Origin of the sequence: Cyclobacterium jeungdonense (genome assembly GCF_010994275.1) — a bacterium.
In the GTDB taxonomy this organism is placed as follows: Bacteria; Bacteroidota; Bacteroidia; order Cytophagales; family Cyclobacteriaceae; genus Cyclobacterium; species Cyclobacterium jeungdonense.
In genome coordinates this window covers 1,171,207-1,190,658 of record NZ_WMCD01000001.1, presented here as the reverse complement: position 1 = coordinate 1,190,658, position 19,452 = coordinate 1,171,207, and the positions used below count along the sequence as shown (strand labels likewise).

Sequence of the window (19,452 nt, the reverse complement as noted above, 5' to 3'; positions counted from 1 at the left end):
TACCGGGCGAAATGTAAGGTGACCTAAGGTATTTAGATGCATGGTATTTGAATAGCTGCCTGTTTTAAAATATCTTGCTGCTGAAACACCAAACCAAGCAAGATATGCCCAATCCGTGGACAGGTAAAGGAAATCCGTACACCCGGCAAGAAGTCAGGGAACGGTTAAAGAAAACAATCGCTGATAGCGAGGCCATAATCGCTGCCGGTGCAGGGACAGGTATTAGCGCCAAATTTATTGAAAAAGGCGGGGCAGATCTGATTATCATTTACAACTCGGGCAGGTTTCGCATGTCCGGTCATGGGTCCACTGCTGGCCTGATGGCCTATGGAGATGCCAATGCGGTAGCCATGGAAATCGGTGAATTTGAGGTCTTGCCCGTGGTGGAAGAGGTGCCGGTAATCTGCGGCGTTCACGGATCGGATCCCCGAAGGAGAATCTGGCATCACTTACTCAAAGTGAAGGACATGGGCTTCTCGGGAATCAATAATTTCCCGACCCATTGTATCGTGGATGGAAATTTCCGTCAGATATTGGAGGAGACCGGAATGAGTTTTGACAAAGAGGTCGAAATGGTGCGTATAGCTGACAAGATGGACCTGTTTTCCATTGTTTACGTGGCCAAACCCGAGGAGGCAATCAAAATGGCCGAGGCCGGAGCGGATGCCATCATTGCTCATGTGGGCACCACCGTTGGGGGTTCCGTAGGGGTTACCGGTGCTTCCTGTACCATGGAGGAAGCGATTGACAAGACCCGTGAAATAATGGATGCCTGCCAATCCATTAATCCGGACCTGTTTGTCCTGACCCATGGTGGCCCGATCAATACACCTGAGGACGTGCGGCAGGTGCTGGATGCCACGGAGGTGCACGGTTTTGTGGGTGCCTCTTCCCTGGAGCGTATGGGCGTGGAACAATCCCTGCTGGATCTTACCCGTTCCTTCAAGCAGTTAACGCTGAAAAAATAGGATCTTTCGTTTTTTAGCTATGACGAAATGGAAAGAGTTGATTCAAGCCGACCTGAGCCAGCTTGGGATAGGTGAGGGGGACCATGTCCTGGTTCATGCCTCTTTGAATTCATTAGGAAGGTTTTCGGACAGGGCCAAAATAGTCGTTTCGGCCCTTTTGGATCAGCTGGGTCCCGGGGGAACCTTGTTGATGCCTGCATTATCCTATCAAACGGTTACTCCGGAAAATCCCATTTTTGATCTGGCGAAAACACCCACCTGTGTCGGTGGCTTACCGGAGTTTTTCCGCACCTTTCCAGGCGTACAAAGAAGCATGCACCCTACGCACTCGGTTTGTGCGATCGGAAAATTAAGCGACTATTTTCTCTCCGAGCATGTGCTGGATGAAACACCCTGCGGCCCGCATTCTCCTTTTGCCAAGCTTCCTAAAGTGCATGGAAAAATCCTGTTCCTGGGCTGCGGGTCCCGGCCCAATACCTCCATGCATGGCGTGGAAGAAGGGATCAAGCCACCTTACCTATTGGGTGCGAGGGTTAATTACACATTAAAAGATCAGACAGGGAGGAAAATGTCGAAATCGTATTTTAGGCATGATTTTACCGGATTTGAACAGCGTTACGAGCGGATGGAAGGGCTGTTGGGATCTGATTTATGCCAAAAAGGCAAGGTGTTGCAGGCAGCATCGGTACTGATGGATGCCCGGGGCCTTTGGGAAAAAGGGACCCTCCAATTGAAGAAGGATCCCTATTTTTTTGTAGACCGAAAGGAGTCTTAGTGCCTTCCAACGCCGCAGCCGCAGCCGCTGTGCATGTACGTTTGGATGCTCTCGTGCCAGGGAAAGGCTTCCTGAAACAGGCGATTTTCCCAGTAAAAGGGCGGCCGCTCCCGGTTACGGTGGCCGATCTCGTTCATGTTTTCCGTTTCATACAAACGTCCGTTGATCATGGTATGGGTAATGCTTTCCGAGTTTCGGATAGCTTCCAGCGGATTTTTTTCCAAAATGATTAAATCGGCCAGTTTACCGGGCTTGAGTGATCCAAGGTCCGCATCCATACCGATATACCGGGCGCCGTTGATGGTGGCCGCTTTTAGGGCTTCGTGGTTGGACATGCCCCCCTGCGCCAGGCTCCACAATTCCCAGTGAGCACCCAGGCCTTGCAGTTGTCCGTGGCCCCCCAGATTTACGGTGACGCCTTTATTCGCCAGATCGGTGACCTGCCGGGAAGTGAGGATGTGGCTGTTTTCGTAGGTTTCCTCTGGGACCATGGTTCGGTGGCGGGACCGCGCATCGATCATTCCCCGGGGACTGAAACGCAGTAATTTTTCGTTTTCCCAAACGTTTGCTTTCTGGTACCAGTAATTCTCTGCGTTGATGCCGCCGTAGTTGACAATCAGCGTAGGGGTGTAGCCTACCTCCGTTTGGCCCCAGAGCTCCAACACGTCTTTGTATACCGGTGCGATGGGGATGTTGTGTTCGATGCCGGTGTGCCCATCCTGAATCATGGAAAGGTTGTGAAAAAAGGTGGATCCACCCTCCGGCACCACGTTTACCCCGAGTTCCCGGGCAGCTTGCAATACCTGCTGCCGCTGGTCCCTTCGGGGCTGGTTATAGGATTTTACAGCCGTGGCACCGAAAGCCTTTGTGCGGTGTACCGAAAATCGGGCATCTTCGAGCTTATTGATGACCGCTTTGAAATCGCCATCCGCCCCATAGAGAATAAAGCCGGTGCTGAAAATCCGGGGCCCTACCAGTGCCCCGCTTTGCACCATTTCGGAAAGTGTAAAGACCGTTTCGGTATTTGCCGAAGGGTCGTGGGCGGTGGTCACGCCATAGGCCAGGTTGGCGTACAATTGCCAGTTTTGCTGCACCGTAAGCCCATCCCGAAAAGCACCGATATGGGCGTGTGCATCCACGATGCCCGGCATAATGGTTTTCCCAGCCATATCGTAAACCAATGCCCCATCGGGGATGGAAACGGAAGCAGAGGCACCTACCGACTTGATGGTGGATCCTTCGACGATGACCGTGCCGTTGTCGATTACTTCATCTCCTTCCATCGTAATCAGGGTGGCACCGGTAAAGGCAATGATTCCTTCCGGCCGATCTACCGCAGCCTCCAATCCGATTTTTAGGGGTTCGTTTTCAGTCTTTTCCTCTTCCGGATCTGATTGGCCCAGAAAATCAAAGTTTTCTTCCAGGCGTTTGCTGTGATAGGCATCTCCCAGCGTCCAAAAGATGGTTTCACTGTCCGGGGACCAGTGCAGGTTCAGGCCAGCATCTTCGGACAGTTGGGCCACGGGCAGGGATTTGGTTTTATCATCCAGATTGACCGTTTGTCCATTGAGTATAAGCGGTGCCAGGTAGGCTTTGTGCAAGTGGATAAAGGCCACCCATTGGTTGTCCGGGCTGGGCACCAGGCGGTTGGCGTATTTGGATTCGATATGCGTGCGCTCGTCCTGTCCGTTAAGGTCTACGGATTTCAGGCTTTTGGTCAGATTTCCGAAGAACTTTCCGCCGGTCTGAAAAAACACCCGATTACCATCTTTGGTAAATACCGGGAAATCCCCATCGTCCACCAGCTTTTTGGTCTCCCGGGATTGCCGATCCATCAGGTAGATGCCGGGATTTTTGGTAAAGGTGCGGCCTTGATCCAGGTTGCCCGATTCCTTCCGGTAAAGGATCCGGGTCCCATCCGGAGAATAAGAGGGGTTTCGATAGATTCCTTTTTCCTGGCTGAGGGTTGAAACCGTATTATTGTTCAAATTCACTTCTTTAATGGCTCCTTTATTCAGGTCATTCCAGGTTACAAAAAGGAGTCTGTCCCCCGTCGGAGAAAAGGCAGGTTCTGCTTCAAAGTCCGTACCCTCCGTAATTCTTGTGGGTTTTCCGTTTGGCAAATCTTTGATCCAGAGGTAACCCAGGGCCCGGAACACCAGCTGTTGACCATCGGGTGAAGTGACCGCATCCCGAATCATACGCGAAGTAAATGTATCCCTGGCAATGGAATGGCTGAAATGAACCCTTTCGGCTACGGGAATATCCACTTCTGCCGTAAAAGGAATGATGCTTTGATCCAGGTTTTCGGTGTCGATTTTCTGGATTTTACCTTTGGCCCAGATAAGTATCTGCCGGTTGTCCGGCATCCAGGCGAATCCGGGGTATACCCCAAAAATAGCCCAGGCGGTTTGTTGATCTTTGTTTAACTGATCGTATACCGGCCACTCTTCTCCGGTTTCCAGGTCGTGAATGTAGAGAACCGATTTGGTTCTGACTCTTTTTACGAAGGCAAGTTTCTTTCCATCGGGTGACACTTGGGGCCTGGCAGCACCTCCCGGTCCACCAGTAATCGTTTCCGTTTCGCCTGTTTCAAAATCGTAGCGTTTGATGACATAAATCTGTCCGTTCGGGTCCCGGTTGTATTCAAAGCCTCCTCCTGGGGCCATGTCTTCGCTAAAATAAAGGTAGCTGCCATCGGGGGATACAGTCGGTTCGTTGACGTCTTGCTGGTCATTTTTCCTTTCGGTCAGCTGAAGGCCTTCTCCTCCCGAAATATGGTATTGCCACATTTCACCAGCACCCAGGGATCGGCCGGAGGTAAAGTGCTTTCTGGCTACCAGGAAATTGCCCGTGGGCATCCATACGGCATTATTGAGCAGGCGGAAGGATTCTTTCGTCACCTGCCGGGCCTCGGTTCCATCTTTGCGCATCACCCAGATATTATCTCCTCCTCCGGCATCGGAAGTAAAGGAAATCCAGTCCCCATCCGGGCTAAATCGGGGTTGTACCTCAAAAGGCAATCCCGATCTCAATACGGTAGCCTCGCCTCCTTCGACTGGCAGGGAATAAATATCTCCCAGCATGTCAAATACGATGGTTTTTCCGTCAGGGCTGACATCCAGGTTCATCCAGGTCCCCTCATCGGTAGTAAAGGTGACGTTTTCAAAATCCCAATCTCCTTCAGGATCAGCTACGTTCCAGTCGGTTTCTTCCTGGGCGAGGATAGGGAAGGAAATGAATAAGAGTATAACTGTTGTTTTGAATAGTCTAGCACTCATGAAATTCCGGATTATTGATTTGGAGGGTAAAGATAAGGAGAATTGCCAGCTTTCAGGTAAATGCCCTATTGAATAAACTGTGGTATATAAGGTACAGTATAGCCAATAAATCAATACTATAACCTCTTCAATAGGAATGCGGCTTTAGCCCATTCCAAAAAATAGCTCCAAAATCCCCGGCTTTAGCCAAAATTGAGGGAATGTAAAGGCATACGATTTTTAATTGGGTTCGGGAATCAAAAATTTTAAATGATTTATTGGATTTGATTTGCCGTGGAAGCAAGTAGTACATCATAGGGTAAAATATTCTGGAAAGTAGGGGGAGTTTTTGGTGAAATCTGGATTTGAGGCATCCAAGGAGAAATGATTTGGCTAAAGCCAATAATGCTGACATACCCCATATTGCCTACAGCTAAAGCAGTAGGCAATTGATAAAAAATTTATATTACAGGAGTATTTATCGGAAACCTTTTTGAGATTCAATTACGAAAAGAAGGCCTATATATTTTTTCCAATAAATAGGCCTTACCTTACAATTTAGATTGTTTTATATTATTGGATAAGTGCCTAATTCAATAAATAATTGACAGAGCAGAAACACTTTTTAAATATCCTGATAAAGGCCGAGTAGAAGATGACGTGATATCTCTTGGGGATGGACACTGGTATCTGCTGGAATATCATCACAAAATTATTTAAAAGGTTGATAGTGAAATTGTTATTGTCACGGATAATTTAACAATTATCGGAAACCTGCCAGGAAACCGAAAAGGAATAAGCATTACCAGGGTAATTTTGAACCCAATGTTAGATCCTGCTGAATTTGTGTATAGGGAATGATCGATGTTTTTTGTTGCAATGACCTCCATTCCTGCTTTCAGTTAAATCCCTTCAGGAGAGCTGTTCTGTCATTCTTTCCGATTTTTTATAGAAAAAAAGCAAGCCTAACTTATTTTTTAAAACTATTGCATGTCTAGTTTAATAATTATTCCTTATATTCTAGATTTAAATAGGTCTGGTGGAGAATTGATCAGTAGGAGAATTTAAAGATAATAGCCTTTCAATTTGAATGACTTTAAATGTATGAGTAGTTGATATGGAAATCACTTTAAAAATGGAAGAAATGCCAAAGGTAAATTAATATAGGATGGAGCTTATTAAAGAGAGTTTACATTATCTGCGTCACTTGACTGGGTTATATGGATTCAGGAATTGGAAGTATTTCGTATTTTTAGTGCCATTTTTTCTCTCCTTTTCTTGTCAGGAAAGGAGTACTGGACAGGGTAGTCAGGTCATTGAGTATTCAGTAGATACAGTTTACATTGATTCAAAAGATCGAATCTTGGATTTGAGAGGAAATTTGATGCATTTAACCTTGGATGATGAAAGAAAGTCGTTTTTTCTTTTGAACCATTTTGATCTTTCTATTGACGAAATAGACCTTGATCGGCATGTGTTGGTCAAGACCTATCCATTGGAGCCTGAAGGACCAAATGGTATAGGTGATTATATTTATAGTCTTCAATCGATGAATGACAGCTTATTTTTCACTAAATCAATTATCGGCTCCTCATTGTTCGATAAAGATGGCCACATAATTGAAAGAATGGTATGGGAAGATCCAAGGGATTCAAACGGTTTGAAATTGACTCAATTCTATAGAGGAAAAGAGCTGGTGTCCGGTACCGATGATTTGAATGTATTTGGGCTAAATTTTGACTCTAAAAATGGAAAAGTATTTTTGGATGTCCTCTCAGTTAGGGAAAACCAAGTAAAACGTTTTGATGTAGATTCTGAAAACTCTTATCATGATTTCATACTCAAGTGGGATGATAATGTAGCACCTCCCGAAGTTCACCTCAGTTCGGACAAGAATTACGTTCGAATAAGCCACGAATTTTCAAATGAAATAATTCTGTTTAATCCGGAAGGAGATTTTGTGAAAATAGTTTAATACGAGCCCCAAAAGACACCTAAACAGGCTAAAACCCCTAAAGGTCCAGAGATCAAGTCCAGGGGTCGCGCAGGAAAAAAAATCAGCGTATTTTGGAGCAAGTCCGGTTTGAATCGCCGGTGTGGGATAGTGTAAAAAAGCGCTATTTGCGTTTGTCTGCCAGAAGAACATTCACAGATACCTACATTGATGATAGTTTTCTCCGGGAAATAAAAGAGGAAATGGTATTTTTGTCAATTTTTGATGCTGAGTTTAATCTGATTTCAGAGATTGAAATTGATGAGTTGAATAATGAACGAGTAAAGTATTTTGCCAAAGACGGAAAGCTTTGGATATGTCAGAATTTTTCGGATGAACTTGGATTTCTTGTCTTTGATCTGTGAGACTGATGGTTCTGAGGATAAAAAATACGCTAAAAAAAACAAAGCAAAAAAAGAATAAGGTTACCCGCGATAATACTATTCCAACTCATCTCTCATTTTTTTCTGAATCGCTAAAGGATCTTCCTTCAAGCTAAGTGTCCCACAATATTTATAGGCATCAAATTTCTTTTTGCGCTTAATTTTAGAAAGTGCTTTTTCAACCTCCTTTTTGTCAGAACCCTTTTTTATGATTGTAACCATATTTTTACTAGTTACAATTAAACGATTTTTTGGTAAATTTTATTCAAAATTTAGTTTTATGAAAAAGGAAAGAAACTGAATATCCAGACAGAGAAATCAAGGTGGTTAAATTTTTTTATCGCGACGATTTAGAATATTTTATTAATTAACCTTTTCCATATGCACGATCAAATGAGGTGAATCGTCAGGTATCCGGAATGATAGCCGTTTGGTGGAATGATGGATGGTTTCTTCCTTAAGTTGAAAACCGGTTGATGGATTGAACCATGAAATTTTCCAACGACCCTCAGGCAATTCCAGGTCCATGGTTGCATTTGCTTTCCCATCCAGCAATTGAATCGCCAGAACATCCAGCCCATTACTGAGTACGTTGGCAGCCATCCCATCGGGTAAGGAGGAAAGGAGCTCGGGATGGGGGGATAATTCCCAAAAGGGCAGGCCGGAAGCAAATTTCCCCAGGCGCAACATGGCCGCATGCTGGTAGTCCACTACGGAAGCCGGGGTTTCGGCTGCCGGCCGGTGAAAGCGGGTGCTGGCGGTCCCATTGATAAATCGACTCCAAATGACGATGTCTCCGCCATTTTCATCCCGAGGAAAATTGACTTAAATCGTACCTGCCGTCAGCTTCCTGTTTCCATGGCTGCAGCACGCGCTTCACGGTACCGTCATGCACGTGGTTCATGGGGTCATAGGGCAGCCAACGGACCAATCCCATGATGAGCGGGCTATTGATTTCATCGATCAAATTGCCCATCCTTTCCAATTGTTGCTCCATCTGGACGGTTCCGGGACGACTGATAGGTGCCCAGCTGTGGAATCCAGCCGCTCCGATTAAAAATACCGGCGTAATTCCCCAGGAAAAGTAATTTGGATTTTTAGCATGGGTCTGAATTTGGTTTTGGGCAGGGAGGGAGGTAAAAGCCATGCCGCATATTCCAAGCAATAAGAAACGTCTCATTTGAGTAGGGAATAAGTTTTCAGAAAGGTAAAATCAATTTTAAAATATATAAATTCCGGCAGCAATAAAATCCATTTATCGCATTACCTTATTTCTTCATCAACAATTTGGATGAACCTCGGTTAGGTAGTCAATGGAAAAAAGGAAAAAAAAGGTGTTGGCCATTGCTGGTGCGACGGGGTATATCGGTCGCTGGTTTATGGAGCGGTTTAAGGACAAGTATCGCATTATTGGTTTGAGCAGGAGGGAAGTGCAGCACAACCCCCATCAGGAAATCGAATGGCGGCAGGTGGAGTTGTATTCGATTAGTTCTACGCAAAAAGCCCTGGAGGGGGTCGACTATGCCCTGTATCTGGTTCATTCCATGAATGCGTCCACCCGATTGAATCAGGGGAGTTTTGAGGATACGGATCTTTTGCTGGCCGATAATTTTGCCCGGGCAGCATCGGCCAATGGGGTTGAACAAGTGGTCTATCTGGGAGGCATTCTGCCAAAAAACGAACCGGAAAATACCTGGTCCCGGCACCTTCGCAGTCGGCTGGAAGTGGAAAAAACACTGGCTTCCGGCACTGCTGCCCTCACGGCCCTCCGGGCGAGCATCATTGTAGGGCCGGGTGGATCATCCTTTCAAATGATCAAAAATCTGGTCAAAAAATTACCGGTAATGATCTGCCCTAAATGGACGGAATCCAAAACCCAACCCATCTCCCTGAAGGATACCCTGACCATCATTGATGGCTACCTGGGAAATCCGAATGTATTTGGAAAGGCCATCGAAATTGGTTCTCCGGAAATCATGTCCTACCAGGAGATGATGCTCAAAACCGCTGCGGTGATGGGCAAAAAGCGGTATATTTTTTCCGTTCCGTTTTTTTCCCCAGGCCTATCCAAGCTTTGGGTGGGCTATTTTGGCGAGAGTCCGGCGCAGTTGGTGTCGCCGCTGGTGGAAAGTCTCAGACACACCATGACCGTTTCGGAACAATTGGCCTTTCGGGAATTCCCCATCGTGTACCATTCGTATGAGGAGTCGGTGAAAATCGCATTGCGTTCCGGAAAGGAACCGCTTTTGCCAACATTTATTCCCCTGGGTCGTCGGAAAAACACCGTTAGAAGCATACAGCGGCTTTCCAATACCTTTGGCAAAAGTGCCTATTGGGCCGCCAATCGTTATAAAGTTTGGCTGCCAACGTTTTTCAAATCGATTATCAAAGCCCGGGAAAACCGGGAAGGAGTGGTCTGTTTTTATCTTTTTTTTATCACCGTTCCCATGTTGCAACTAAGCTGGATCAAAGACCGAAGTGAAAAAAAGCGGCAATTGTTTTACATCAGTGGAGGCTGGTTGGTCGGCCGATCAGACTACGGTTGGTTGGAATTCCGGGAAGTGCTGGGAGGTAAATACATCATCACCGCTATTCATGAATTTGTTCCCAAAATACCCTGGTACCTGTATGTCAATACCCAGGCCCGCCTGCACCTCTGGGTGATGAACCGCTACGGTCTGTACTTACAAAAACTGGGACGGCGTCCCGCCCCTTTACGTTGAAGTGGTTGTCATTTGCTAGCTTGGGCTTTACTCAATCGTTGCATGTGATTTTTTCTGATGCGTTTTCCCCTGATATGATTGGTTGATCTCGTATGAGATCCGATACCAGGAAAGGGAAGCCGAGTTGGTTCCGGTCGTTTTCACATGCTGTCATCAACGACACCAAAAAGCATGTGTAAAAAAAATCCCCGGGATAATTTCCGGGGATGATTGGTGGTTTTTATTCGTTGTAAAAAGGAGGTTATGCTTTCAATTTCGGTTCCCAGCCTTTTTCGTATTCTCTCTTCCAGAGGGCGCTAGCCTTTCTGCTATTTTTGATATGCCCATTGGAAGGATCGCACTCCAGTACTTCTCCGGTACGTGAAGCAATATTTGCGAGGTGGCAGAGCAACACGCTTTTTGCCCCTTCATCTATAGGGCTGTGTTGTTCCTGGTTTCCTCGTATGGCCTCAAAGAAATTGACCACATGAAGGGTGGACATGTCTCCACCGCCTCCAAGGGCCGTACCTGCTTCTTCTCCACCCGATTCATTGGTTTTAACCACTTTACCACTTCTGTCAAATTGCTTGTATCCTCCACGGTCTACATATACCGAGCCATCGGTACCGTAGATGATGGTTCCCCGGCCCGGACCGTAGGTATTGTGCCCATTTCGGCTTTTGCCATCCCATTGAATGGTTCGGTTATCGGAAAATTTGAATACAGCGTCCATGGTATCGTACATTTCCCAACCATCGTTGGGCCAGTGGTACTTTCCGGAATCTACCATGACTTTTTCAGGAAAATCTACATTTAAAGCCCATCGCGCCACATCCAGTTCATGTGTGGCATTGTTTCCGGATTCTGCAGTACCATAATCCCATCCATACCAGTGCCAGTTGTAATTCCAGGTATCATCGGTATAGTCTCTTCTGGGAGCAGGTCCTTGGAAAAGTTCCCAGTCCAACCCTTGAGGAGGTGCTGCTTTTTTCTGGTTAGGCACTTCGCCTCTGGCGGAATTATAGAAGGCCGTCGCTTTGTACACATCACCTATGGCTCCATCATGGATGGCCTTGATAATTTCAATGCTTTCGGGGGCAGAACGTTGCTGGTTTCCCATTTGTACCACCTTTCCATATTCTTTCTGGTAGGCGACCAGCAATTCCCCTTCATAAGGGTTGTGGCTACAGGGTTTTTCCACGTAGACATGCTTGCCAGCCTCCAGGGCCAGCCAGGTTCCAGGAGCATGCCAGTGATCCGGAGTGGCATTGATCAACGCATCCACTTCCTTGTCTTCCAATACCTTCAGAATGCTATTTTCCAGTTTGGGCTGGTAATCAATGTGTTTTTCAAAGTTTTTGGCAGCTCTTTCTCTCTGGGATTGCATGACGTCACAAAGGTACATCAAATTTACATTACTGGATTTTAATCCAATCGGATTGTAAAACGCCCCTAATCTTCGGCCCAATCCGGCGATGGCGATGTTTAATCGATCGTTTGCACCCAGAATTTTCCCATAACTTTTGGCAGAAAATCCTACCGCTCCCAATGCAGAAATGCCCATGGTGGTCATGGCAGATTTTTTCAGAAATTCCCTTCTGCCAGCTTGCTCTTTACTCATAATTATTATCGGGTTAGTTTATGTTATGACTTAATTTTTTTCTGTTTTTTATTTATCAAAAATACTCCTTGCGATTCCTAATTCCAAACCACGGATTTCGGCCAGTCCTTTTAGCCTTCCAATAGCGGAATAACCAGGATTTGTTACTTTGCCCAAATCATCCAACATCTGGTGACCGTGATCGGGCCGCATGGGTAAGGATTTGCCGCGCTTTTGCTGGAGTTCGATAAGTGCTTCTACGACATCAGCCATGGGAACGTCTCCTTCCAGGTGGTTGGCCTCGTGGAAATTTCCCTCCTGATCCCGCTGTGTGCTTCTCAGGTGGATAAAATGAATGTGATCGCCATATGTACGAACCATGGCCGCCAAGTCGTTGTCTGCCCTTACGCCAAGAGAACCCGTGCAAAAGGTGAATCCATTGTATGCACTGTTGTTTCCCTGAAGGATCCGGTCATAATCGCTGGCTGTACTGACGACCCGCGGCAGGCCAAAGATAGGAAAGGGAGGGTCATCCGGATGGATGCACAGGTATACCTTGTTTTCCTCGGCTACCGGAATGATTGCTTCCAAAAACAGGTTTAGATTTTCCCCCAATTTTTCTGCTCCGATCCCTTTATAGGTATCCAGCGCTTGTTGAAAGTCAGCTACTGTGTAACCTCCCTCTGCTCCTGGCAAGCCGGCAATAATGGTGTCGACCAGTTTATCTTTTCCTTCATCCGAAAGGGCATCCACATAAGTCTTGGCCTTTTTCAATATTTCCTGAGGATAATCTTTTTCAGCACCGGGCCGTTTCAGCAGGTACACATCAAAGGCGGCAATGGCTTTCATTTCAAAGCGCAGGGCTTTGGCACCATTGGGAAGGGTATAGGCAAGATTGGTACGGGTCCAGTCCAGGATCGGCATGAAATTGTAACAAACGGTATGTATTCCTTCTGCCCCCAGGTTGCGGATGCTTTCCTGATAATTTTTGATATGTTGCTGGTAATTTCCCGATCTGGTTTTGATGTTTTCGTGTACCGGAACACTTTCTACTACCGACCAGGTAAGTCCGGCTTGTTCGATTAACTTTTTTCGTTCCCGAATGGCTTCCCTGGACCATACTTCTCCATTAGGGATCTGGTGCAGGGCAGTTACAATGCCGGTAGCACCGGCTTGCCGGATGTCGGCAAGGCTTACTGGATCATTGGGACCATACCAGCGCATGGTCTGTTCCATAAGAATAGGGTTATTATTTTTGCTCATACGCCTGAAAATGCACTGAAGCCTCCATCTACCTCAATTATAGTTCCTGTTACAAATTTTGATGCTTCGCTGCTCAGCCATTGGACTGCGCCAAAAAGTTCTTCTGGTTTTCCAAATCTTGCCATGGGTGTATGGTTTACAATTAAATTGCCTCTTTCAGTAAGGCTACCATCCTCCTTCGTCAATAGGCGCTCGTTTTGTGCTGTCAAAAAGAAACCCGGAGCGACTGCATTGACACGGATGCCTTCCCCGTATTTTTTTGCAAATTCTACGGACATCCATTTGGTCATGTTGTCAATAGCCGCTTTGGCGGAAGCATAGCCCATCACCCGGGTCATGGGGCGGCTGGCCGCCATGGAAGAAATATTGATGATGGAAGCTTTTTTGGTTTTTATCAGTAAGGGTAGAAATACCTTGGTGGGCAAGAAGGTACCCATGTAATTCAGGTCCATGATGTTTTTAACCGCCTCCGAGGAAAGGTCCGTAAAAAACTGATCGGGCATTACGGTAGCTCCGGGCATGTTGCCTCCTGCAGCATTGATAAGGCCATCAATCTGGTCAAATGATTCTTCCAACTCTTTCTTGACTGTCGTGATTTCATCTTCCTTGGTTACATCGGCAACGGCCGGGAAAGCAAAACCTCCCTCGTCCTTAATTTCCTGTACCAGGTCTTCTACCTTTTTAGTGTTTCTCCCCAAAATGATCATTTGTGCGCCTTCCTCGGCCAAATGTTTGGCCATGGCTTTCCCCAGTACGCCCGTACCACCACTAATGATAATGACTTTGTTTTTTACTGAAAATAATTGAGACATAAATAAAAACGTTTATTTCGTATTGATTAAAGTGAAACTCCCCTTTTCCAGGGGATAAAATCGTCTTGGTTGAGTATATCAGCTTTGGCTTTGATTTTGCCACTGGCCACCTGGATGATGTGTTCCAATAGTTCGTCCCCCATTTCTTCGATGGTTTTTTCACCGGAAATAATACCGCCAGTATTCACATCAATGATATCAGGCATTTTCTCGGCCAGTTTGTGGTTGGAGGATACTTTAATTACTGGAGTTATCGGGTTGCCGGTAGGAGTGCCCAGACCGGTGGTGAATAGGATGATATTGGCGCCGGAGCCCGCCATGGCGGTGGTACTTTCCACGTCATTTCCCGGGGAACATAATAAACTCAAGCCAGGCTTCGTGGCAAGTTCGGTATAATCCAGGATATCCACAATAGGGGATGTGCCGCCTTTTTTAGCGGCTCCAGCTGATTTAATGGCATCGGTAATCAGCCCATCTTTAATATTTCCGGGGCTTGGGTTCATGTCGAAACCCGAACCCACGGCTTCGGCAGAAGCAGCATAAGCCCGCATAAGCCGAACAAATTTATCTGCATTGGCATCCGTGGTGCAGCGGTTGATTAGCTCTTGTTCCACGCCGCAAAGTTCCGGGAATTCCGACAAAATGGTTTTTCCTCCCAAGGCTGCAAGCATATCGGAAACCTGGCCAAGGCTGGGGTTGGCAGAAATACCTGAAAACCCGTCCGAACCGCCACATTCCAGGCCAATGGTTAACTGGCTCAACGGGGCTGCTTTCCGCTGCTGCTGATCCGCCTCCGTTAGGGCCAAAAAGGTAGCTTGGATAGCCTTATTCAGCATGTTGTTTTCAGTTCCCTCTTCTTGCTGCTCCAGGATGATCACCGGCTTTTTATAGTCGGGGTCGATTTGAGCCAGTTTTTCTCGTAAAATGGCCGGTTGGGCATTTTGACAACCCAGGCTTAAAATGGTAGCTCCGGCTACATTGGGGTTGTTAATGTAGCCAGCAATCAGCGCGCACAGGGCCTCCGAGTCCTGCCGGGTACCTCCGCAACCTCCGTTATGGGTCAAAAATTTGATCCCGTCTATATTTTTAAATAGCTTTTCTTCCCCCGCTTGTTCCAGGGTTTCCACACCCACTTGTTGTAAACTATCCTTGTCTCCCTGCAGGTACCGCTGCTTCAACTCTCTGACAAGGTATTTGTAGGGGTTGGGCTTGGCAAATCCCAATTCCTCCACAAAGGCCTGCTTCATGATATCCACGTTGCGGTTTTCGCAAAATACCAGGGGCACTACCAGCCAGTAATTAGCTGTTCCGACTTGCCCATCCGGTCGGTGAAACCCATCAAACGTCCGGTTTTTCCATCGATCGACTTCCGGAGGATTCCAGGAGAAGGATTTCCTTTTTCCGGTAAAAGGCGCAGTTTGATGAACGATATTCTCCGTAGTGATTACCTCTCCCTTTTTCAGAGACCTCATGGTTTTTCCCACGATGATGCCGTACATATAAATGGTAGCACCTTCCTCCATTGTTTCCATGGTAAATTTATGTTTGGCAGGAACACTACTAAACAAATTGATTTCCAGGCCTTCAAAAAGTACCTTTTCACCCGCTTTGAGATCGGTTAACGCCACCAAAACATTATCCTTAGGATGAATTCGTAAAACTCTATGTAACATTTCAAATATTTGATTATCTTGAGCAATCGATTGCACAATTTAGAAATAAATTGAAAGAAAAGAGCCGAAGGGCTTCTTTTTTTTTAAATCACCATTAATTTTGACGATTTAAGATCCGCTATAAAAAAAACGAATGCGCAAACGAATACTCACATTAGGAGAGGTAATGATGCGGCTTTCCACGCCCGGGCACGAACGGTTTATTCAGGCAGGCAACTATGATGCAGAGGTTGGTGGCTCGGAAGCCAATGTAGGGGTTTCGCTGGCCTACTGGGAACAGGATGTTGCACTTATAAGCGCCTTGCCCTCCAATGATCTGGGTAGAGCCGCCCTCCGTTACCTCAAAACAGGAGGAATAGATACCTCATTTATCCACATCGGAGATGGAAGGATGGGCTTGTATTTTTTGGAGAATGGTGCCATGCAGCGATCTTCAAAAATCATTTACGATCGGTTTGATTCTGTTTTTTCCCATTATGACGGGAATGACCTGGATTGGGAGCAGGTGTTTAAAGGTGTGGATTGGTTTCACTGGTCAGGAATTACCCCAGCCCTATCCGCTTCTGCCGCCTCTCTCTGCCTTCGGATGTTGAAAGAGGCGAAAAGATACGGAGTAACAGTAAGTGGAGATATTAATTACCGAAGAAATTTATGGCGATACGGCAAGCAACCGCTGGATATCCTGCCGGAGTTGATTTCCTACAGCCAGGTTATTATTGCGGGATTATCGGATTTTGCCAATTGCATGGACATTCACGAAAGAGATTTTGTGACGGCCTGTGAAAAAGCAAAAGCACAAAGTCCTTCCATCCAAATGGTATCCACGACGGAGCGGGATTCGGTTTCCGCTTCGCATAACCGGTTGGGCGGGATATTATGGAATGGAGAAAAGCTAATTAGATCCAGGGTATACGACATGCCAGCCATTGTGGACCGCATCGGTGGAGGGGATGCGTTTATGGCCGGATTAATTTATGGATTGTTACATAAAACCGAGCAGGAAGCCCTGGAGTTTGCGGTGGCAGCATCTGTTTTAAAGCATTCTGTACCTGGAGATGCGAATTTTGTTACTGTGGATGAAGTAAATCAGTTGGTTTCCGGAGAAAATATTGGCAGATTGCTTCGGTGATTTGCAAAAGAGAGTATAATTAAATGAGTCAATTACTATTAACCAAAATAATACCACCATACACATGTTGAAAGCTACACGGATTAGACCCCTTAATTTTCTGGGCCTGCTGTTCATAGCGGCTATTTTGATCGGTTGTTCAAAACCCGGAGGTGTCCGCATATTGAAGTTGGGACACGGACTGGATACCAGCCACCCGGTTCATGAAGCCATGCTCTTCCTTGCAGAAAAGGCTGCGGAAAAATCGGGAGGAAAAATGATTGTACAAGTGTACCCCAACCAACAATTGGGTACCGAAAGGGAATTGGTAGAATTGCTGCAGATCGGAAGCCTGGCCATGACTAAAGTATCCACCGCAGCCATGGAGGGTTTTGCACCCAAAATTAAGATTCTAGGCCAGCCTTATCTTTTCAGAGACGACGCCCACCAAGCCAGGGTGTTGGAAGGTCCCATTGGCGAAGAGTTGTTGGCCGCTGGTGAAAAGTATTGGCTGAAGGGCCTTTGCTTTTATGATGCGGGAAAGAGGAGTTTTTATACCATTAATACCCCGGTGGAAGTGCCAAGTGATATTGAAGGGCTCAAGATCCGCGTGATGGAAAGTCCTACAGCCGTAAATATGGTGCAAAGTTTTGGCGGATCCCCTACGCCGGTTTCCTTCGGTGAATTGTACACGGCCCTGCAGCAGGGAATTGTGGATGGAGCAGAAAATAACCCTCCCAGTTTGGTTACCTCGCGGCACTATGAAGTGTGTAAATATTATTCACTGAACGAACATACAGCTATTCCGGATATGATGATTGTGAGTACCAAGGTTTGGGATATTTTATCTGAGGAAGAAAGAACTTGGCTGCAGGAAGCGGCTGACGAGTCTGCGGTTTACCAATTTAAACTTTGGGAAGAATCCGTGGCGGAATCCATGCGTATTTTGGAAGAAGCTGGCGTTCATGTAACGTATCCGGATAAGGAACCTTTTAGAAAAGAGGCAGAAAAAGTGTACGAATTGATGAAAACAGAGGACCCTGAAATGTATTCACTGGTCCAGGAAATCAGAAATTATTAAGTTATGCGCGCTTTAAAATTACGATTGGATAAGGTAATCGGTATCATGCTGATGATCATCATGGCGACCATGGTGCTTAATGTAAGTTGGCAGGTTTTTTCCCGCTACGTACTTCAGGCTCCCAGTTCGTTTACGGATGAGCTCTCCAGATACCTGCTGGTATGGTTGGGCATGTTGGGAGCTGCTTATGTAGCCGGTCAGGACAATCACCTGGCCATAGATATACTACCGGCGAAACTCAGAGGAGAGGCCAAAAGGAGATTACTGGCCGTGATCAGTATTGTCATTGTGCTTTTCGTTGTTCCCGTGATGATTATGGGAGGAATCAATCTGGTTTATATTACCTATACGCTGGAACAAAAGTCAGCTACCTTGCAATTGCCGCTGGCTTATGTCTATCTGATGATCCCCTTTAGCGGTTTTCTGGTACTTTTTTATCAGCTGGTAAATTTGAAATCATTGTTATTCAAACAAGACTCCCAAAATTAAATCGAAATGGAAGAATATTTAAGCATACTCATTCTGGTAAGCAGTTTTATCATTCTGATGGGCATCGGAGTGCCAGTGGCATGGGCCCTGGGGTTTTCCAGTTTTCTGACCCTCACCGTTACCATTGCCACGGTTCCCTCAGCGACCACGATCGCCCAACGAATGGGAGTGGGGCTGGATAGTTTTGCCTTATTAGCCATCCCGTTTTTTATTCTGGCAGGAGAAATTATGAACAAAGGCGGAATTGCCAACAGGCTAATTGATCTGGCAAAAGCCATGACCGGTAGGTTACCGGGAGGCTTGCTTTATGTAAATGTAATTGCAGCCATGCTATTCGGTGCCATAGCGGGTTCAGCAGCCGCTGCCGCTTCAGCTATTGGCGGGATTCTGGGACCTCGCATGGAAAAGGAAGGCTATCCGAGAGAATTGGGGGCTTCTGTCAATATTACATCCTCTACGACGGGATTGATCATTCCTCCCTCCAATGTACTCATTGTCTATTCATTGGCGAGTGGAGGGGTTTCCATAGCCGCGCTTTTTGTGGCCGGATATATCCCCGGTTTGCTGATAGGATTGTTTCTCATGATTACAGCAGCTATTTTTATTAAGAAGCACAACCTCAAGGCAGGAGAGGTGACTACCTTAAAAGAACTTGGCACCAAGTTTTTGGCTGCGTTTCCAAGTTTGATGTTATTGGTGGTGGTTATTGGTGGTATTGTGGTAGGTGTATTTACGGCTACCGAGGCCTCGGCAATCGCAGTAATTTATACCCTTGTATTGTCCTTTATTTACGGAGAAATCAAGGTAAAAGACCTACCCGGAGTTTTGTTGAAATCTTCGGAAACTACTGCCATCGTAATGTTACTAATCGCAACCTCTATGAGCATGTCTTGGGCCATGTCCAGCGAAAACATACCGCAATCTATAAGTTCAACCTTGCTGGCACTTAGCGATAACAAATTCGTTATATTGATTATGATTAACCTGATTCTATTATTTGTGGGAACCTTTATGGACATGACGCCGGCGGTGTTGATTTTTACGCCTATTTTTCTTCCGGCAGTGGTGACCTTGGGTATTGACCCGGTCCATTTTGGAATCATCATGGTGCTGAATTTATGTATCGGAATTTGTACCCCGCCGGTGGGTTCGGTATTGTTTATCGGCGTCGGAGTGGCCAAAACCACCATTGCCAAGGTGTTTTTTCCCTTACTGCCGTTTTTCCTGGCCATGATCCTGGGATTGATCGTAATTACCTTAATTCCGGAGTTGACTCTTTGGCTACCGGGTTTGTTCGGATTATAAATTGACCTCTTTCAACAAAAAACCGCTGTAAATACCCATT

Annotated in this window: 17 protein-coding genes; 9 read left to right on the top strand and 8 right to left on the bottom strand. The window is 46.3% G+C overall.

Going from position 1 to position 19,452, the window contains the following annotated elements; genetic code table 11:
• The first annotated feature begins 104 nt into the window (after nucleotides 1-104).
• Nucleotides 105-968, top strand: a complete 864-nt coding sequence (locus GKS34_RS04555) for a phosphoenolpyruvate hydrolase family protein (protein WP_163383595.1) — start codon at nucleotides 105-107, stop codon at nucleotides 966-968.
• A gap of 19 nt (nucleotides 969-987) precedes the next feature.
• Nucleotides 988-1,743: an AAC(3) family N-acetyltransferase gene (locus GKS34_RS04550; protein ID WP_163383594.1), complete on the top strand. Its 756-nt coding sequence runs from the start codon at nucleotides 988-990 to the stop codon at nucleotides 1,741-1,743.
• Here the strand turns inward: GKS34_RS04550 and GKS34_RS04545 are convergent.
• Entirely contained in the window at nucleotides 1,740-5,024 is a 3,285-nt protein-coding gene (locus GKS34_RS04545; RefSeq protein WP_163383593.1) for an amidohydrolase family protein, read from the bottom strand. The two genes, GKS34_RS04550 and GKS34_RS04545, sit on opposite strands and share 4 nt — an antisense overlap.
• Before the next feature lie 1,147 nt (nucleotides 5,025-6,171).
• Between GKS34_RS04545 and GKS34_RS04540 the strand changes: the two genes are divergently transcribed.
• Nucleotides 6,172-6,978: a DUF4221 family protein gene (locus GKS34_RS04540; protein WP_163383592.1), complete on the top strand. Its 807-nt coding sequence runs from the start codon at nucleotides 6,172-6,174 to the stop codon at nucleotides 6,976-6,978.
• 92 nt (nucleotides 6,979-7,070) lie between these two features.
• Nucleotides 7,071-7,361 (top strand): DUF4221 family protein, encoded by a 291-nt coding sequence (locus GKS34_RS23565; RefSeq protein WP_163383591.1) that lies wholly within the window; start codon nucleotides 7,071-7,073, stop codon nucleotides 7,359-7,361.
• A 75-nt stretch (nucleotides 7,362-7,436) separates the two neighbouring features.
• Here the strand turns inward: GKS34_RS23565 and GKS34_RS04530 are convergent, their stop codons facing one another.
• From GKS34_RS04530 to GKS34_RS04520, 3 genes are all read right to left on the bottom strand, one after another.
• On the bottom strand, nucleotides 7,437-7,601 hold the full coding sequence (locus GKS34_RS04530; protein ID WP_163383590.1) for a hypothetical protein: 165 nt from the start codon (nucleotides 7,599-7,601) through the stop codon (nucleotides 7,437-7,439).
• Between the two features lie 141 nt (nucleotides 7,602-7,742).
• The gene (locus tag GKS34_RS04525) at nucleotides 7,743-8,090 is read right to left on the bottom strand and encodes a hypothetical protein (protein WP_163383589.1); all 348 of its coding nucleotides are present in this window, start codon (nucleotides 8,088-8,090) and stop codon (nucleotides 7,743-7,745) included.
• Nucleotides 8,091-8,184: 94 nt separating this feature from the next.
• Nucleotides 8,185-8,559 (bottom strand): hypothetical protein, encoded by a 375-nt coding sequence (locus tag GKS34_RS04520; protein WP_163383588.1) that lies wholly within the window; start codon nucleotides 8,557-8,559, stop codon nucleotides 8,185-8,187.
• Nucleotides 8,560-8,692: 133 nt separating this feature from the next.
• Between GKS34_RS04520 and GKS34_RS04515 the strand changes: the two genes are divergently transcribed.
• Nucleotides 8,693-10,102, top strand: coding sequence for an NAD-dependent epimerase/dehydratase family protein (locus tag GKS34_RS04515; RefSeq protein WP_163383587.1), 1,410 nt, complete (start codon nucleotides 8,693-8,695; stop codon nucleotides 10,100-10,102).
• Nucleotides 10,103-10,343: 241 nt separating this feature from the next.
• Here the strand turns inward: GKS34_RS04515 and GKS34_RS04510 are convergent, their stop codons facing one another.
• Genes GKS34_RS04510 through GKS34_RS04495 form a run of 4 tightly spaced genes read right to left on the bottom strand, consistent with a single transcriptional unit; the run spans nucleotide 10,344 to nucleotide 15,429 of the window.
• Nucleotides 10,344-11,702, bottom strand: coding sequence for a Gfo/Idh/MocA family protein (locus tag GKS34_RS04510; RefSeq protein ID WP_163383586.1), 1,359 nt, complete (start codon nucleotides 11,700-11,702; stop codon nucleotides 10,344-10,346).
• Nucleotides 11,703-11,750: 48 nt separating this feature from the next.
• Nucleotides 11,751-12,917 (bottom strand): mannonate dehydratase, encoded by a 1,167-nt coding sequence (gene uxuA / locus GKS34_RS04505; RefSeq protein ID WP_163383585.1) that lies wholly within the window; start codon nucleotides 12,915-12,917, stop codon nucleotides 11,751-11,753.
• 23 nt (nucleotides 12,918-12,940) lie between these two features.
• Nucleotides 12,941-13,756 (bottom strand): SDR family oxidoreductase, encoded by an 816-nt coding sequence (locus tag GKS34_RS04500; RefSeq protein ID WP_163383584.1) that lies wholly within the window; start codon nucleotides 13,754-13,756, stop codon nucleotides 12,941-12,943.
• A gap of 26 nt (nucleotides 13,757-13,782) precedes the next feature.
• On the bottom strand, nucleotides 13,783-15,429 hold the full coding sequence (locus GKS34_RS04495; RefSeq protein WP_163383583.1) for a UxaA family hydrolase: 1,647 nt from the start codon (nucleotides 15,427-15,429) through the stop codon (nucleotides 13,783-13,785).
• Between the two features lie 133 nt (nucleotides 15,430-15,562).
• Here GKS34_RS04495 and GKS34_RS04490 point away from each other — a divergent pair, with 133 nt between their 5' ends.
• The 4 genes from GKS34_RS04490 to GKS34_RS04475 all read left to right on the top strand — a co-directional run bounded on the left by GKS34_RS04490 (nucleotide 15,563) and on the right by GKS34_RS04475 (nucleotide 19,412).
• A complete protein-coding gene (locus tag GKS34_RS04490) occupies nucleotides 15,563-16,558 on the top strand; it encodes a sugar kinase (protein ID WP_163383582.1) in 996 nt (331 codons plus the stop codon).
• A gap of 64 nt (nucleotides 16,559-16,622) precedes the next feature.
• Nucleotides 16,623-17,618, top strand: a complete 996-nt coding sequence (locus GKS34_RS04485; RefSeq protein ID WP_163383581.1) for a TRAP transporter substrate-binding protein — start codon at nucleotides 16,623-16,625, stop codon at nucleotides 17,616-17,618.
• A gap of 3 nt (nucleotides 17,619-17,621) precedes the next feature.
• Nucleotides 17,622-18,107: a TRAP transporter small permease gene (locus tag GKS34_RS04480; protein ID WP_163383580.1), complete on the top strand. Its 486-nt coding sequence runs from the start codon at nucleotides 17,622-17,624 to the stop codon at nucleotides 18,105-18,107.
• 6 nt (nucleotides 18,108-18,113) lie between these two features.
• Nucleotides 18,114-19,412 carry a TRAP transporter large permease gene (locus GKS34_RS04475; protein WP_163383579.1) on the top strand — a complete coding sequence of 433 codons (1,299 nt, stop codon included), beginning with the start codon at nucleotides 18,114-18,116 and terminating at the stop codon, nucleotides 19,410-19,412.
• Nucleotides 19,413-19,452 lie beyond the last annotated feature (40 nt).

Bases quoted from the DNA above. Each gene is read 5' to 3' on its own strand.
- GKS34_RS04555 (WP_163383595.1), top strand. From the start codon at position 105: ATGCCCAATCCGTGGACAGGTAAAGGAAATCCGTACACCCGGCAAGAA.
- GKS34_RS04550 (WP_163383594.1), top strand. From the start codon at position 988: ATGACGAAATGGAAAGAGTTGATTCAAGCCGACCTGAGCCAGCTTGGG.
- GKS34_RS04545 (WP_163383593.1), bottom strand. From the start codon at position 5,024: ATGAGTGCTAGACTATTCAAAACAACAGTTATACTCTTATTCATTTCC.
- GKS34_RS04540 (WP_163383592.1), top strand. From the start codon at position 6,172: ATGGAGCTTATTAAAGAGAGTTTACATTATCTGCGTCACTTGACTGGG.
- GKS34_RS04530 (WP_163383590.1), bottom strand. From the start codon at position 7,601: ATGGTTACAATCATAAAAAAGGGTTCTGACAAAAAGGAGGTTGAAAAA.
- GKS34_RS04520 (WP_163383588.1), bottom strand. From the start codon at position 8,559: ATGAGACGTTTCTTATTGCTTGGAATATGCGGCATGGCTTTTACCTCC.
- GKS34_RS04515 (WP_163383587.1), top strand. From the start codon at position 8,693: ATGGAAAAAAGGAAAAAAAAGGTGTTGGCCATTGCTGGTGCGACGGGG.
- GKS34_RS04510 (WP_163383586.1), bottom strand. From the start codon at position 11,702: ATGAGTAAAGAGCAAGCTGGCAGAAGGGAATTTCTGAAAAAATCTGCC.
- uxuA (WP_163383585.1), bottom strand. From the start codon at position 12,917: ATGGAACAGACCATGCGCTGGTATGGTCCCAATGATCCAGTAAGCCTT.
- GKS34_RS04500 (WP_163383584.1), bottom strand. From the start codon at position 13,756: ATGTCTCAATTATTTTCAGTAAAAAACAAAGTCATTATCATTAGTGGT.
- GKS34_RS04495 (WP_163383583.1), bottom strand. From the start codon at position 15,429: ATGTTACATAGAGTTTTACGAATTCATCCTAAGGATAATGTTTTGGTG.
- GKS34_RS04490 (WP_163383582.1), top strand. From the start codon at position 15,563: ATGCGCAAACGAATACTCACATTAGGAGAGGTAATGATGCGGCTTTCC.
- GKS34_RS04485 (WP_163383581.1), top strand. From the start codon at position 16,623: ATGTTGAAAGCTACACGGATTAGACCCCTTAATTTTCTGGGCCTGCTG.
- GKS34_RS04480 (WP_163383580.1), top strand. From the start codon at position 17,622: ATGCGCGCTTTAAAATTACGATTGGATAAGGTAATCGGTATCATGCTG.
- GKS34_RS04475 (WP_163383579.1), top strand. From the start codon at position 18,114: ATGGAAGAATATTTAAGCATACTCATTCTGGTAAGCAGTTTTATCATT.